The organism is Inquilinus sp. (assembly GCF_057815775.1).
The window spans coordinates 1-15,197 of record NZ_JBYRFX010001035.1 but is presented as its reverse complement, the minus strand read 5'-3'; the positions used below and the strand labels follow the sequence as shown (position 1 = coordinate 15,197).

The 15,197-nt window shown below is 68.7% G+C and carries 15 protein-coding genes; 3 read left to right on the top strand and 12 right to left on the bottom strand.

What is annotated here, in order from left to right:
• Positions 1–106: 106 nt before the first annotated feature.
• A complete protein-coding gene (locus AC3XYG_RS36875; RefSeq protein ID WP_489144877.1) occupies positions 107–1,075 on the bottom strand; it encodes a TAXI family TRAP transporter solute-binding subunit in 969 nt (322 codons plus the stop codon).
• Positions 1,076–1,307: 232 nt separating this feature from the next.
• Here AC3XYG_RS36875 and AC3XYG_RS36870 point away from each other — a divergent pair, with 232 nt between their 5' ends.
• Positions 1,308–2,915 carry an OpgD/OpgG family glucan biosynthesis protein gene (locus AC3XYG_RS36870; RefSeq protein ID WP_489144876.1) on the top strand — a complete coding sequence of 536 codons (1,608 nt, stop codon included), beginning with the start codon at positions 1,308–1,310 and terminating at the stop codon, positions 2,913–2,915.
• Between the two features lie 10 nt (positions 2,916–2,925).
• Here AC3XYG_RS36870 and AC3XYG_RS36865 read toward each other — a convergent pair whose 3' ends face one another.
• Positions 2,926–3,096: a hypothetical protein gene (locus tag AC3XYG_RS36865; RefSeq protein ID WP_489144875.1), complete on the bottom strand. Its 171-nt coding sequence runs from the start codon at positions 3,094–3,096 to the stop codon at positions 2,926–2,928.
• 234 nt (positions 3,097–3,330) lie between these two features.
• On the opposite strand from AC3XYG_RS36865, the gene AC3XYG_RS36860 reads away from it, so the two are divergent.
• On the top strand, positions 3,331–5,175 hold the full coding sequence (locus AC3XYG_RS36860; RefSeq protein ID WP_489144874.1) for an ABC transporter ATP-binding protein: 1,845 nt from the start codon (positions 3,331–3,333) through the stop codon (positions 5,173–5,175).
• Between the two features lie 6 nt (positions 5,176–5,181).
• Here the strand turns inward: AC3XYG_RS36860 and AC3XYG_RS36855 are convergent, their stop codons facing one another.
• Complete coding sequence (locus AC3XYG_RS36855) at positions 5,182–6,021, bottom strand: helix-turn-helix transcriptional regulator (protein WP_489144873.1); 840 nt, start codon at positions 6,019–6,021, stop codon at positions 5,182–5,184.
• Positions 6,022–6,233: 212 nt separating this feature from the next.
• Here AC3XYG_RS36855 and AC3XYG_RS36850 point away from each other — a divergent pair, with 212 nt between their 5' ends.
• Entirely contained in the window at positions 6,234–6,578 is a 345-nt protein-coding gene (locus tag AC3XYG_RS36850; protein WP_489144872.1) for a hypothetical protein, read from the top strand.
• Positions 6,579–6,617: 39 nt separating this feature from the next.
• On the opposite strand, the gene AC3XYG_RS36845 is transcribed toward AC3XYG_RS36850, so the two are convergent.
• From AC3XYG_RS36845 to AC3XYG_RS36805, 9 genes are all read right to left on the bottom strand, one after another.
• Positions 6,618–7,502 (bottom strand): efflux RND transporter periplasmic adaptor subunit, encoded by an 885-nt coding sequence (locus AC3XYG_RS36845; protein ID WP_489144871.1) that lies wholly within the window; start codon positions 7,500–7,502, stop codon positions 6,618–6,620.
• A gap of 16 nt (positions 7,503–7,518) precedes the next feature.
• Positions 7,519–7,725, bottom strand: a complete 207-nt coding sequence (locus AC3XYG_RS36840) for a DUF1656 domain-containing protein (protein ID WP_489144870.1) — start codon at positions 7,723–7,725, stop codon at positions 7,519–7,521.
• 10 nt (positions 7,726–7,735) lie between these two features.
• Positions 7,736–9,808 (bottom strand): FUSC family protein, encoded by a 2,073-nt coding sequence (locus AC3XYG_RS36835; RefSeq protein ID WP_489144869.1) that lies wholly within the window; start codon positions 9,806–9,808, stop codon positions 7,736–7,738.
• 15 nt (positions 9,809–9,823) lie between these two features.
• Positions 9,824–10,306: a MarR family winged helix-turn-helix transcriptional regulator gene (locus AC3XYG_RS36830; protein WP_489144868.1), complete on the bottom strand. Its 483-nt coding sequence runs from the start codon at positions 10,304–10,306 to the stop codon at positions 9,824–9,826.
• 91 nt (positions 10,307–10,397) lie between these two features.
• On the bottom strand, positions 10,398–10,757 hold the full coding sequence (locus tag AC3XYG_RS36825) for a GFA family protein (protein WP_489144867.1): 360 nt from the start codon (positions 10,755–10,757) through the stop codon (positions 10,398–10,400).
• Between the two features lie 135 nt (positions 10,758–10,892).
• On the bottom strand, positions 10,893–11,519 hold the full coding sequence (locus AC3XYG_RS36820; protein WP_489144866.1) for a sarcosine oxidase subunit gamma: 627 nt from the start codon (positions 11,517–11,519) through the stop codon (positions 10,893–10,895).
• Positions 11,512–14,553, bottom strand: coding sequence for a sarcosine oxidase subunit alpha family protein (locus tag AC3XYG_RS36815; protein WP_489144865.1), 3,042 nt, complete (start codon positions 14,551–14,553; stop codon positions 11,512–11,514). The genes AC3XYG_RS36820 and AC3XYG_RS36815 overlap by 8 nt, the downstream gene beginning before the upstream one ends.
• Positions 14,554–14,569: 16 nt before the next feature.
• Positions 14,570–14,941, bottom strand: a complete 372-nt coding sequence (locus AC3XYG_RS36810; RefSeq protein ID WP_489144864.1) for a sarcosine oxidase subunit delta — start codon at positions 14,939–14,941, stop codon at positions 14,570–14,572.
• A 15-nt stretch (positions 14,942–14,956) separates the two neighbouring features.
• The coding region (locus AC3XYG_RS36805; protein ID WP_489144863.1) for an FAD-dependent oxidoreductase at positions 14,957–15,197 on the bottom strand (241 nt) is incomplete at its 5' end.

Sequence of the window (15,197 nt, the reverse complement as noted above, 5' to 3'; positions counted from 1 at the left end):
GCGCGGATGCGGGACCGTGGTCAGAAAAGGCGCTTTCTCGTCGGGCGATCCCGTGTCTGCGCCGCAGCACTGACGTGCCGCAGCGCGCACGGGATGACACAGCGCTTTACGAGCCGACCTTGAGGCCCTTTTCCTTCAGATAGCGCGCGGCGCCCGGGTGCAGCGGGATCGGCATGCCGTCGAGCGCGCTTTCGAGCTTGATCGCCTTGCCGGCCGAATGCGAGGCGCCGAGTTCGGCCAGGTTCTCGAAGACGTTTTTGGTCATCTGGTAGACCAGCTCTTCCTTCACGCCCTCATGGGTGACGAGGTAGTTCACCACGGCGGCCGTATTCACATCCGCGGTCTGGCCGCCATAGGTGTTGGCCGGGATCGGCGCGTTGATGAAGGGCGGGCCGGCCTTGTCGACGATGGCCTTGGGCACCTCGACGACGACGATCTCGACCGAGGTGGCGAGGTCGCGGATCGAGGCGACGCCGAGGCCGGCCGATTGCAGCGTGGCATCGAGCTGGCGGTTCTTCATCAGCTCGACCGATTCGGCGAAGGGCAGATACTCGATCTTGCCGAGATCCTTATAGGACAGGCCTGCCGCATGAAGGATGGCGCGGGCGTTCAGCTCGGTTCCGGACTTCGGCGCGCCGACCGAGAGGCGCTTGCCCTTGAGATCGGCCAGGGTCTTGATGCCGCTCTCCTTGGAGGCGACGATCTGGACATAGTTCGGATAGATCGCGGTGATTCCGCGCAGCTTCTTCAGCGGACCCTTGAAGCCGGCATCCTCGTCGCCTTTCCAGGCGGCATCGAGGGAATCGCCGAGCGTGAAGGCGATCTCGCCGCGCCCCTGCTGGAGCAGGACGAGGTTCTCGACCGAGGCCTTGGTGGCCTGGACTGAGGGGCGGGTGTTGGCGATCTTGTCGCCATAGATCTTGGAGAGCGCGACGCCCATCGGGTAATAGACGCCCGAGGTGCCGCCGGTGAGGATGTTGACGAAATCCTGGGCGCGGGCGGCCGCGGGGGCGAGGGCCATCAGGATGGCGGTGGCGATGCCGGCCAAAGGCCGGGCCCGGACAAGCGAAATCATGAATTCTCCCTGGAAAATCTTCCGGCTCGCGCGGCCGGTTTGATCTGTTGTAGATCAGCCCGGCGGCGAAGGGAAAGCCGAAGAAAACGACAGCTATCCGCCTTTAGCCCAACACTCGCGACGGTTTGGCCATGTTTGCGACCTAGCAGCAGGCACCCGTGTCCGGTTGCCCTTACCCTTTGGACAGGCTAGCCGGGATAGTCGCCAGACCTGCAATTCAGAGCACCCGCACATGCCAGATCGCGCCAAGCCGCCGCTTCTCGACCGCCGCACCCTGCTTGGCAGTGCCGGAGCGACCGCTGCCCTGGCCGCGCTCGGCTTTGCGCCAGCGGCCCTGGCGCAGCAGGGGCTGAAGCTCGGAACCGCCGAGGCCTTCAGCTTCGACGGGCTCAAGGCGCGCGCCCGCGACCTCGCGGCCAAGCCCTATATGGCCCCGCCGCCGCCGCGGGCCGATGTGCTGGAGCGCATCGATTACGACGCCCATGGCAAGATCAAGTTCAGGACCGACCTGTCGCCCTATGCGGATGGCAGCGGCGCCTATCCCGTCACCTTCTTCCATCTCGGCCGCTTCTTCGGCGAATCGGTGCGGATGCACCTGGTCAGCAGCGACGACGCGTGCGAAATCCTGTACCAGCCGCGCTACTTCGACATGCCGGCGGACAGCCCGGCCCGCAAGCTTCCCGCCGATTCCGGCTTCGCCGGCTTCCGCCTGCAGGAGCAGCACGGCCGCGACGACTGGCGGACCCAGGACTGGGTCGCCTTCCTCGGCGCCTCCTATTTCCGGGCGATCGGCGCGCTGGGGCAATACGGGCTGTCGGCGCGCGGCGTGGTGGTCGATATCGACATCCCCGGCCAGCCCGAGGAATTCCCGATCTTCACCCAGTTCTTCATCGCGGAGGCGCCGGATCCGCAGCAGCCGGCCATGGTCTATGCCCTGTTGGACGGCCCCAGCATCAGCGGCGCTTACAATTTCGCCCTGCACCGTACCGAAGGCGTGGTGATGGAGGTGGCGGCGGCGCTGTTCCTGCGCAAGCCCGTCGCCCGGCTGGGCCTGGCGCCCCTGACCTCGATGTCCTGGTACGGCGAATATGGCCGCGGCCGGATGCTGGACTGGCGGCCGGAGGTGCACGATTCCGACGGGCTGGCGATCTGGACCGCCAGCGGCGAGCGGGTCTGGCGGCCGCTGAACAACCCGCGCGACATCGTGGTGTCCAGCTTCGGCGGCGACAGCCCGCGCGGCTTTGGCCTGCTGCAGCGCGACCGCAATTTCGATCACTACCTCGACGGCGTGTTCTACGACCGCCGGCCGAGCCTGTGGGTGGAGCCGCTGGCGCCGCTGGGCCGCGGCGAGATCCAGCTGGTCGAACTGCCGACCGATGACGAAATCCACGACAACATCGTCGCCTTCTGGGTGCCGGACGGCAAGCCGGAGGCCGGCGCCCGCTACGATCTCAGCTATCGGCTGCACTGGCTGGCGGACGAACCTTATCCCGACCGGGGCATCGCCCGCACCATCGCCACCCGGATGGGCCGTGGCGGCGAACCGGGCAAGCCGCGCCCGCCCGGCGTGTACAAGATCGTCGCCGAATTCGACAACCCGGCGGTCATGCAGCAGATCCCCTACGGCGTGTTCCCGGAGGTGGTGGCGACGGCGTCGCGCGGCACCATCATCCGGCCGTTCAGCGAGCCGGTGCCGAACGGCAATGTCTGGCGCGCCACCTTCGACCTCGCAGCCGATGGCACTGATCCAGTCGAGCTGCGCATGTTCCTGCGGCTGAACGGCAGGCCGCTGACCGAGACCTGGCTGTACCAGTTCCGGCCGGAACCGCCGCCAGCCTGAGGTCCTTCGGTCAGTCCGGCCGGACCAGGCCGGGCGCCGGGGCATCGGCGGCCGTCGCCCCGCCCGTCATCGCCACCACGACATGGCTCCGGGCCGGGGCCGCAAACACATCGATCGCCGCGGCCGGCTGCATCGCCCATGCGGCCAAGGCCACGATGAGCGGCACGAGAATGTATTTCATGTCGGCTCCTTTCGATCGTCGCCAACGGGATGACCGGGCCTCGCCCGCATCCAGTGGAATCGATCCTAACGATTCCGGCCAATCCGCCAGTGACGGCGCGCACAGGCACGAAATTTCACGAGCCCTGCGTCAGACGAATTCCTGCGTCCAATTGTCCGGTCTTTTCGACGCGGCATTACCGTCGCAGGCTGGAAGCCTGCGCCCAAGAAGAACGCCCGCCGGAAGTCCCGACTCATGTTCCGCTTTTTCGAAGCCCGCGTGCTGCCGACCGCCACGGGTATGCCTGGGCAGCCGCCCAGCACGCTGCTGCGCTTCTACTGGTTCTTCCTGCGCCAGGTTCGCTGGTACTACATCGCCCTGCTGGGCGCCGGGCTGACCGTCGCGCTGCTCGACGCCCTGATCCCGGTGTTCATCGGCCGGGTCGTCACCCTGCTGAGCACCACGACGCCCGAATCACTGCTGGCCGACCACTGGCATCTGCTTCTGGGCATGGCGGCGGTGCTGCTGCTGTGCCGGCCGGCGGCGCTGTTCCTGCAGGCGCTGATCACCAACCAGATCATCGCCTCGGGCTTCACCAACATGATCCGGTGGCAGAGCCACTGGCACATCGTCCGGCAGAGCTGGACCTTCTTCCAGAACGACTTCGCCGGCCGCATCGCCAACCGGGTGATGCAGACCGGCGTGGCCCTGCGCGACAGCACTGTCATGTCGATCCAGGCGGTCTGGTACCTGACGGTCTACGGCACCAGCGCGCTGGTGCTGCTGGGCACCGCCGATCCATGGCTGGCACTGCCGACCGTGGCGTGGTTCGCCGTCTATATCGTCCTGCTGATCTATTTCGTGCCGCGGCTGAAACAGCGGTCGGTCGAGATGTCGGAGGCGCGGTCGCTGCTGACCGGCCGGATCGTCGACAGCTACACCAACATCCTGACGGTGAAGCTGTTCGCCCGGGCGAAGGAGGAAGACGACTACGTCCGCGAGGCGGTGGACGACCACACCGTGATCTTCCGCAGCCAGCTGCGGCTGATCAGCCTGTTCAACCTGTGCCTGTCCACCACCAACGCCCTGCTGGTGGTGTCGACCGCCACGATCGCCATCATGCTGTGGGGCCGGGGCCTGGTGGCGCTCGGCGCCGTGGCCATGGTGCTGCCGCTGACCTGGCAGATCGTCACCATGGCCGGCTGGGTGGCGCAGCAGGTGACCACGATCTTCGAGAATATCGGCGTGGTGCAGGAGGGTATGATCTCGATCGCCAACCCGCTGCGGCTGGTCGACAAGCCCGAGGCCAAGCGCCTGGCCGTGAGCGAAGGCGGCATCCGCTTCGACCATGTCAGCTTCAACTACGGCCGGCCCGGCGGGATCATCGAGGACATGAACCTCGATATCCGCCCGGGCGAGAAGATCGGCCTGGTCGGCCGCTCCGGCGCCGGCAAATCGACCCTGGTCAACCTGCTGCTGCGCTTCTTCGACCTGGAGCGCGGCCAGATCCTGATCGACGGCCAGGACATCGCCGGGGTGACGCAGGAAAGTCTGCGCGAGCAGATCTCGGTGGTGACGCAGGACACCTCGCTGCTGCACCGGTCGATCTTCGAGAACCTGAATTACGGCCGGCCGACCGCAACCGAGGCCGAGGTGGTCGAGGCGGCCAAGCAGGCCCATGCCCACGACTTCATCCTGGATGTCGAGGATTGGCGCGGCCGGCGCGGCTATGAAGCCCATGTCGGCGAGCGCGGGGTGAAGCTGTCGGGCGGCCAGCGCCAGCGCGTCGCCATCGCCCGGGTGGTGCTGAAGAACGCGCCGATCCTGATCCTGGACGAGGCGACCTCGGCGCTGGATTCCCAGGTCGAGGCGGCGATCCAGGAGCAGCTGGAAGACCTGATGCAGGGCAAGACGGTGATTGCCATCGCTCACCGCCTGTCGACCATTGCCCGGATGGACCGGCTGGTGATCCTGGAGCGCGGCCGCATCGTCGAGCTGGGGTCGCATGAGGAGCTGCTGAAGGCCAACGGCCACTACGCCGCGCTGTGGCGCCGCCAGTCCGGCGGCTTCCTGGGCGAGGAAGAGCAGGCGGCGGAGTAGCCGCGCTCACTCCGCAGCGACGGCCGCAACCTGCTCGATCAAGGACCGGACCAGCGCGAGATCGGCCGGCGTTGCCGGGGTGTAGACGATCATCTGCAGATCCGGCCGGCCGTCGACCGCGAAGGCCGAATATTCCATCGAGATCGGCCCGAGCACGGGGTGGCGCAGGTGCTTCACCCCATCGCCATGAGTCTGCACCTCATTGTCGCGCCACATCGCCGCGAATTCCGGGCTCGTGCGGCACAATTCGTCGACCAGCGGCTGCACCTCGGCCGCGGCGCCGGCACGGGCGGCATCGATCCGGAAGGCACTGACCACGAAGCGGGCCACGCTCTCCCAATCGAACTGCGCGGCGCGGACGCGGGGATCGCCGAAGATCATGCGCAGCACGTTGCGCCGTTCGGGCGGCAAGGCGCCGTAGTCGGTGAGCACGGCCGCGGCCGCGCGGTTCCAGGCGACCACATCCCATACCGCGGTCCTGACGATCGCCGGGCTGTAGGGCAGCGCGTCGAGCAGCCGCTGCAGCCGCGGCGTGATCGCGTCGCTACCGCGATAATGGACTTCGGGCGGGCGGCCAAGACCGAGCAGAAACAGGTGCTCGCGCTCGACCTCGGTCAGCACCAGCGCCTTGGCGATGCGGTCCAGCACATCCGCCGAGGCGTTGCCGCCGCGGCCCTGCTCCAGCCACGTGTACCAGGTCGCGCTGATGTTGGCGCGCTGCGCCACCTCTTCCCGGCGCAGCCCCGCCGTCCGCCGGCGGCCGGAGAAGCCGAAGGAGGCCGGATCCAGCTTCGTGCGCCGGTTCCGGAGATAGTCGCCGAGCCGGTTGTCATTCAGGGAAGGCATGTATTACCCGTCAGGATCTATACCAGGATAATGTCTCTACTTTAACAGGATGATCATGGGTTGCACAGGGTGCCTTCCCCGCCTGGCCGGGCACTAAGGCCTGTCGGTGCGCTTGCCGTGATTTAAAATAAAATCACCGAGGAGATGCAAATAATGTTATATTTTTTCTTGTAGGACAGCGAATTTATCGCTTCCGAACGAAAGTCATTTCCATGAATTCGCCCAACTGGCTGAAGCCAGGCCTCTACGGAGTCGCCTGCGGTGCCGTCGCGCTTGCCGTCATCGGCTTTTCCTGGGGCGGCTGGGTCACCGGCAGTTCGGCCAAGCGCATGGCCACCGACCAGTCCAAGGCCGACGTGGTCGCGGCGCTGACCCCGATCTGCGTCGACATGTCGACCCGCGATCCGCAGCTGGCCGAGCGCATGGTCGAACTGAAGAAGGCGTCGACCTACAGCCGCGGCGACATCATCCTGAAGGCCGGCTGGGCGACCATGCCGGGGGCGACCGAAGGCAACAAGGCGCTGGCCAGCGCCTGCGCCACCCAGCTCGTCATCTGACGGCGCGGCAGGGGCGGTCCACCGCCCCTGCCCTCCACCTCACGGCGCCTTGGCATCCGCCGGCATCACCTCGACCGTGGCGGTCATGCCCGATGCCAGCAGCACGCCGTCGGGTATCTTGTCGATCGCGATCCGGACCGGGATGCGCTGGGCCAGCCGGACCCAGCTGAAGGTCGGGTTGACGTCGACGATCTGGTAGATCGAGTTGAGCGCGATCTCGCGGTCGGCGATGGCGCGGTCGATGCTGAGGACATGGCCCTGCAGCGGCGTCGACATCCCCATCAGCCGGATCTCGACCTTGTCGCCCGGATGGATGCGCGGGATCTTGGTCTCCTCGAAATAGCCGCGGACATGAAAGCTGTCGGCGTCGACGATCGCCATCACCTGCTTGCCCGCGGTGGAGTAGTCGCCTTGCCGCAGGATCAGCGACGAGACGAAGCCGTTGACCGGCGAGCGCACCGTGGCACGCTCAAGGTCCAGCTTCGCCGTATCCAGCGCCGCCTGGGCCTGTTCCACCGCCGCATGGGCCGCCTGGGCCGCCGATTCGGCCTGCTGCTTGGCCTCGACCGAAATCGCGTTGAGGCCCAGCTTGGCCCGGCGTGCGGCATCCGCCTCCAGCTGGTCCGCCTGGGCCTGCTGGCTGTCCAGCGCCGCCTGGTCCCGCTGGACCGCCAGCTTGAACCGGTCCAGGTCGATCACGAACAGGACGTCACCCTTCTGCACCAGCTGGTTGTTGGTGACGTGCAGCTCGGTCACGAGGCCGGAGACGTCGGGCGCCACCTGCACGATTTCCGCCGCCACCCGCGCATCGCGGGTCCAGGGGCTGTCGATGTAGTACTGCCACAGCAGCACCCCGGCGACGACGGCGCCGGCCGCGACGACCAAAGTGATGAAGATGCGGAGGGCGAGGGCTGCGATTTTCATGGCGGTCTTCTTTCCCTCACATCGTCAGCGCGACGAGGGTGGTGAGGATGATCAGGAGCAGGGACAGGTCGAACAGCGCCGGATGCCAGATCCAGCGATAGGCGCCGACGCGCCCCAGCACGAAGCGCAGCAGGCCGGTGAGGATCAGCGCCACCACGAGGTAGCCGAGCATCGGCGACAGGTAGACGCCGGCAAGGTCGATTTCCTTAATCATCGGACGCATGGTGTCGGGCTCATGGTGTCGGCACGATTAGGTCGCGGATGAGGGCCGGGCCATCGGCCTGCGGCATGGCGAAGAACTCGGACTGGTAGGACAGCGTCACCCAGATCGCGGTGACCGCGACCAGGGCGGCAACCGTGTTGCGGTCGGTCTCCAGCCCTTGCAGCACCTCGCCGGCACGGGCCAGGGCGGCCATTGCCTCCGGCCCGCTGCGGCCCCGATGGCGCCAGGCCAGGCCGAAATGGCGCTCCAGCGCGGCCAGCGCCGCCTCCGCCGCCCGCGTCCCGGGCGGCGGCAGCCGGTCGGACAGGCGGCGCAGCATCATGATGTTGTGGCCGACGCGCAGGCTGGCCAGGCTGCCGTGCAGGATCGGCCGGTCGCCGGGCGAGGCGTGGTCGAGCCGCGAGAACAGCCCGTTGACGCGGTCGAACATGCGGCTTTCGAACTCGGCCTGCGACAGGCCGCTGCCGGAGGCCATGCGCGACAGGTCGGCCATGATGCCGGTGACGAAACGCTGCGCCATCCAACGCGCGCCGAGCGGCCGGATCAGCCGGAACAGCAGCACCGCCAGGGCGATGCCGGCCACGGTGGCAAGGGCGTTGTTGACCGCGCCGGCGAAGTCGAGCGACGCGTGGTCGGACAGCCCCAGCAGGGTCAGGAAGTTGATGCAGAGCAGTAGCCCGGAGGCTCCGATCCGCGGTGCCGGCATCAGCACGCCGGCCGGCACCAGCACCGTGGCCAGCACCAGGGCCAGCATCGGGAAGCCGTCGACCCGGGGCAGCACCAGCGCGAAATAGAGCAGGTAGATGACCGACGCGACCAACGCCATGCGCAGGAATTCCTTGGCCGGCATCGCCGGTTCGTCCGCGCCGGAAAAGAAGCCGAAGACCACGACCAGGATGGTGGCGGCCGCGGCACCGTTCGGCCAGGCGGTGAGGATCCAGAAGCTGCAGGCAACCGCCAGCGCGGTGAAGGCAGTGATCCCGGCCATGATGGCGGCGGCCTGGTCGCGGTGCCGGCTGACCGACGGCGCCGACCGCATGGTGGGCGGCCGGGTGCCGGCGGCGACATGGTCGCGCAGCCGCCGGCAGTCGTCGCGCAGCGTCAGCACGTCCTGCAGCCGGTCCAGCAGGATGCGCACGACCATGGCGGTCTGGCTGTGCCGCAGCTCCTCCAGCCTCGGCTGCAGGCTGTCGATCAGGCGCCGCGCGGCGCCGACGCTCTCGTCGTCGTCCGGCTGGCCTGGGCCCGGCGACCGGTCCATGACCCGCGCCACCGCCTCGAAGGCCGGATGAATCGCCTGCCACCAGGCCGGATCGCGGAAGCGCAGCAGCCGCCCCCGCTCCTGGATCGAGACCAGCACGGCAAGAAAGGTGAACAGCCGCCCCTGCAGTTGCCGGACCACATCATTGGCCAGGCGGATCGCGCGGGTGTCGAACACCGCATGGGCCCGCAGCGACTCCAGCGCCACCGCGTCGGCGATCAGCCGGGCGCGGTCGGCCTGTGGTGCCTCGTCGGTGCCCTCGGTGCGCAGGATGCCGACCGCCCAGGTCGCCGTGGCCGCCAGCATCGCCTCGATCCGGCCCAGCAGCACCCGCCCGACCGGGCGCGGCAGGATGATGGCGCTGAGCACCCCGGCGCAGCCGATCGCCAGCAGGATCTCGACGCAGCGGTTGGTGGCGATGTCGAACACCGTCTCCGGCGCGGTGATCGCCGGGAAGCCGATGATCGCGGCGGTGTAGCCGGCCAGCAGCGGCGCATAGGCGCTGGGGGCGTCGCGCAGCAGCACGGAGACATAGATGCAGCAGCCAAACCACAGCGCGCTGGCCAGCACGAACAGCTCACGCTCCTGCGCGAACAGGGCGATGAAGGTCATGCTGGCGATCACCCCCAGCGAGGTGCCGAGCACGCGGTAGACGCTCTTCGACAGCATCATCCCGGTCAGCGGCTGCGACACGATGTAGACGGTCAGCATCGCCGTGCCGGGCGAGGACAGGTTGATGCGCAAGCAGATCCAGGCGGCCAGGATCGCGGCGCAGAATGTGCGCAGCGAGAACACGCCATCACGCCAGGTCGGCCAGTCCATATTGTCCCCGATGGCCTAGCGGCCGCCCTCAGACTCTGCCCCTGCCCGCGCCGACCGGCCGGCGGCGATCGCCCGCTCGATCCGGCCCAGCACGTCGAGGCAGGTCATCATATCGCGATCCGTGACATCGGCGAGCAGGCGTTCGCGCACATCGACGCCGACGCCGTGGATGCCCTCGACCAGGGTGCGGCCATCGGCGGTGAGATGGATGGCCTTGGCCCGCCGGTCACTGCCGTCCTCGCGCCGTTCGATCAGCCCCTGGGCCTCGAGTGCGTCGAGCAGCCGCACCAGCGACGGCCCCTCGATGCCGAGCGATTCCGCCAGGTCGCGCTGGCGGAGACCTTCGCCCATCCGGAACAGGTGGAGCAACGGCTGCCAGGTGGCGGAGCTGAGGCCGTAATGGGCAAGCTTCTCATCGATCTCGCGGCGCCACAACCGGCCGACCAGATAGATCCGGAAGCCGAAATCGTCGCGGGCGGAGGTGGGTGGGTTCTGCATGCCCTAATTATTAGCATCCTAATAATTAGGGCTGTTTGCATTCACCGCATTCCAGACCGCCCCGCCGCGCATCCTGGCGTGGCAGGTGCCGTCAGTGGCTGCGGCCGTCCACCGAGATGGTCTGCAGGCTGGACAGGTCCACCCCGTCGAGGCAGCGGACATTGATCGCGACCATGGCGGTGCCATCCGGCTTGCGGCCGCGGGCGAAGGATTCGATGCCGCAGGCCGGGCAGAACAGGTGTTCGATCACCTTGCGGTTGAAGCGGTAATCGACCAGCTCGCCATCGCCGGACAGCAGAGTGAACCGGTCGGGCATGACGAAGTTGAGCAGCAGGCCGCGCTTGGAACAGTTCGAGCAATTGCAGCTCATCACCTGGGCCAGGTCGGTCTCGACCTCGTAGCGCACGGCGCCGCAATGGCAGCCGCCTTCATAGGTCTTGGTCTCGGGCATGGCGGTCCTCCCCCGGCAGTGTCCGGTTCGCCGCGGGAAACAGCGGCGTTGGTCCGAAAATGACCCGGCCGTGCCGTCCTGTCCATACCCCCGGGTCGGCCGCCTTCAGGCGGCCGTACCCCCGGTCCGGCAGCCTCAGGCGGCCGCACCGACCCCGTATTCCAGCCCGGCATCGGCCAGCCAGTCCCAGGCATACTGGGCGAACGACCGCCTGACATAGAGGCGCAGCCTGACGGCGCCATCCGCGTCGTCGAGGCGATGCACGATCACGTCGGCCTGGGACAGCGTGCTCTGTGCCACCGACCCGGCCGGGAAGGCGCGGGGATGCAGGTCCAGCGGGCACCCCTTGGCCAGCACGTCCAGCACCTTCGGACCGGTCAGGACGATCACCGTCCAGTTGTCGGTGACGTTGGTGACGGCGGCGAACTGGCCGGCCAGCGCAGCGTTCAGCCGGTCGGCGAGATCGGCCTCGCGGTCCACCCCGCCGACGACGAGCCACTCGTTCGGGCCGAGCCACAGCGCGGTGAGCCCCTCGGCCGCGGCCGCGCCCGGGCGGGCAAGCAGGCCGAGGCCGAGCACGCCGCGCACCGCCGCGGCAAAGCCGGCATCGCCGACATCGCCACGCAGGTTCAGCTTGGCCTCATGCGGAATCTCGGCCAGGCGGAGGCCGGGATTGGCCGGCGACACCAGCGGGCGGACCAGGCCTTCGGTCGCGGACCGGCGGACCGGCTGGACGGGGTTGGCAGTGGCGATGTCAGCCATGGAGGCGTGCTCCCTCGAGGTCGACGAACACCGGCTTCACCACCTTGGCCGGGATGGTACGGTCGGGCATGGCGATGTGGACCGTGCCGTCGAGCCGGCCGGAGCCGCCCTTGACCAGGGCCAGGGCGATCGACCGGCCGATGTTCGGGCTCCAGTAGCTGGAGGTGACATGGCCAAGCATCGGCACCGGCGGCGCGCCGGGGGTTGCCGTGTCGATGATGTGCGCCCCTTCCTCCAGCACCAGCGTCGGGTCGTCTGTCAGCAGGCCGACCAGCTGCTTGCGGTCGGTCCGCGTGGTGTCGACCCGGTCGAGCGACCGCTTGCCGATGAAGTCCGGCTTCTTCTTGCCGACGATCCAGTCCATGCCCAGGTCGCCCGGGGTGACCGTGCCGTCCGTCTCCTGGCCGACGATGATGAAGCCCTTCTCGGCGCGCAGCACATGCATCGATTCGGTGCCGTAGGGCACGAGATCCAACCCCTGCCCCGCACCCTCGATCGCCTCCATCAGCGCCAGGCCGTGCGCGGCCGGGACGTTGATCTCGTAGGACAGCTCGCCGGTGAAGGAGATGCGGAACACCCGCGCCTTTAGCCCGGCCACCACGCCCCCGCGCATGGTCAAGTGTGGGAAGGCCTCGTTCGACAGGTCCAGGTCGGTCAGCCGGGACAAGAGCTCACGGCATTTCGGGCCGGAGATGGTGGCGACCGCCCATTGCTCGGTGACCGAAGTCAGGAACACCTTGAGATCGGGCCATTCGGTCTGCTGCCATTCCTCGAGCCAGGCGAGGACATTGGCGGCGCCGCCGGTGGTGGTGGTCATGTGGAAATGATCGTCGGCGAGGCGCGTGGTGACGCCGTCATCCTTGACCATGCCGTCCTCGCCCAGCATCAGGCCGTAGCGGCAGCCGCCGATCGCCAGCTTGGCCCAGGCGTTGGTGTAGACGCGGTTCAGGAACTCCGCCGCATCCGGCCCGCGGATGTCGATCTTGCCCAGCGTGGTCGCATCCATCACGCCGACCGAGGTGCGGGCCGCCTTGACCTCGCGGTTGACGGCGGCGTGCATGTCCTCGCCCGGCTTCGGGAAGTACCAGGCCCGCTTCCAGCCGCCACCGACATTCTCGAACACGGCGCCGTGCTTCTCGGCCCAGCCATGCATCGGGGTGCGCCGGATCGGGGCGTACAGCGCCTTGACCCCGCGGCCGGCGATGGCGCCGAAGGTGACCGGGGTGTAGGGCGGGCGGAAGGTGGTGACGCCGATCTCCGGGATGGTCTTGCCCATGGTCTGGGCGACGATGCCCAGCGCGTTGACGTTGCCGGTCTTGCCCTGGTCGGTCGCCATTCCCGTGGTGGTGTAGCGCTTGACGTGCTCGACCGAGACCATGCCTTCGCACAGCGCCAGCCGCAGGTCCTTGGCGGTGACGTCGTTTTGGAAGTCGACGAAGGCGCGCACCGCATTGGCCGGGCGGTCCGACGGCACGTACCACAGCGGCCGGGCGTCGCTGCCGTCCGGCTCCTCCTGCGCGGTCTCGATCGCCGGCACCGGCACGGCGACCGGGGTCAGCCCCGCGGCTTCCGCCGCCGAGGCACCGGCGACCAGGCCTTCCTGCAGTGCATCGGCGTAGCGGACGGTGCCGGCGCAGCCGCCGGCCGACCGTTCGGCCTGGAAGGACTGGCCGGGCATGAAGGTCGCCCGCGCCTCGTCCCAGCGCAGCCGGCCGCGCGACTGCGACTGCAGGTTCAGCACCGGGTTCCAGCCGCCGGACATGGCAACGGCGTCGCAGGCGATGGTGGTCTCGGCCCCGCGCCGCACCGACAGCCCGTCGGCCGCCAGCGGCATCAGCCGCACCTCGTTCACCCGCAGGCGGCCGGAGGTGCCGATCACGGCATGGCCGGCATAGATCGCCAGGCCGGCGGCCCGCGCCGCCCGGACCAGCGGTCCGTCGGCATCGGCCCGGGTGTCGACGATCGCCGGCACGTCGACGCCGGCGGCGGCGAGGTCGAGGGCAGTGGCATAGGCGGCATCGTCGCTGGTCACGACCACGACGCGCTCGCCAACCTTCACGCCCCAGCGGTTCAGATAGGCGCGCACGGCGCCGGCCAGCATGATGCCCGGCCGGTCGTTCTCGGCGAACACCAGGCTGCGTTCGATCGAGCCGGTGGCCAGCACCACCTGCTTCGCCCGCACCTTCCACAGCCGCTGCCGCGGGGTGCCGGCCGGCACCGCATGCGGCGGGACATGGTCGGAGGTGCGCTCGAGCAGGCCGAGCCAGTTGTGGCCGTAGTAGCCGAAGGCGGTGGTGCGCGGCAGCACCCGGACATCGGGCATCGCCGCCAGTTCGGCCACCGTCGCCCTGACCCAGTCCAGCGCCGCGGCATCGCCGACCGACGCCGTCGATTCCGACCGCAGCCAGCCGCCGAAGCGCCCCTGGTCCTCGGCCAGGATCACCCGGGCGCCGGCGCGGGCGGCGGCCAGCGCGGCGCCGAGGCCGGCGAGGCCGCCGCCGACCACCAGCACGTCGCAATGGGCGTTGACATGGTCGTAGCGGTCGGGGTCGGGCAGGCGCGGCGATACGCCGAGCCCGGCCGCCTTGCGGATGAAGCGCTCATAGACCATCCAGGCCTTGGGCGACCGCGGCCACATGAAGGTCTTGTAGTAGAAGCCGGCCGGCAGCATCGGCGCGAACAGATCGTTGATCGCGTGGATGTCGAAGCGCAGCGACGGCCAGCGGTTCTGGCTGTGCGCCGTCAGCCCGTCGAACAGCTCGACCTGGGTGGCGCGGGTGTTCGGGTCGGTCCGTGCCGTGTCGGGCCCGAGCTGGACCAGTGCGTTCGGCTCCTCCGGCCCCGCCGACACGATGCCGCGCGGCCGATGGTACTTGAAGCTGCGGCCGAGCAGATGCACGCCATTGGCCAGCAGGCCCGAGGCCAGCGTGTCGCCGTCATAGCCGCGATAGGTCCGGCCGTCGAAGCGGAAGTCGGCGCTCTTGGTGCGGTCGATATCGGCGCCGCGGCCGACCAGGCGGTAGCGTTGAGTCATGGAATCTGCCTGGTCATCACGTCTGCGGGCCGGACGGGGTCGCCGGATCGACCAGCGGCGCGTTGGCGGCGCCCCGCGCCGGCTCGCCCGATGGGGTCGGGATCGACTGGCCCTCGATCACCGGCGCCGGATCGCCGGCACCATAGATCGCCAGAATCTCGTCGCTCGCCGTGTTGCGCGCCATGTTGAGCCAGCGGCGGCAGCCATGGATGTGAACCCAGCGCTCGTAATGCAGCCCCTTGGGGTTGGAGCGCATGAAGACATAGTCCGCCCATTCGGCGTCGCTCAGCTCGGCCGGGGCGGCCGGGCGGCGGATATGGGCCTCGCCGCCACAGCGGAATTCACGCTGGTCGCGCGGGCCACACCAGGGGCAATCGATCAGGAACATGGGTCGCGGCCTTCCCTAATGCGCCACGGCGGCGGCGCCGTGTTCGGCCACCAGCGCGCCGGAGCTGAAGCGGTCGAGCGCGAAGGGTGCTGCGATGGCGTTGGGTTCGCCGCGGGCGATGGTGTGGGCGAAGACGTGGCCGGAGCCGGGGGTGGCCTTGAAGCCGCCGGTGCCCCAGCCGCAGTTGATGAACAGGTTCTCGACCGGGGTCTTGCCGATGATCGGGCTGGCGTCCGGCGACACGTCGACGATGCCG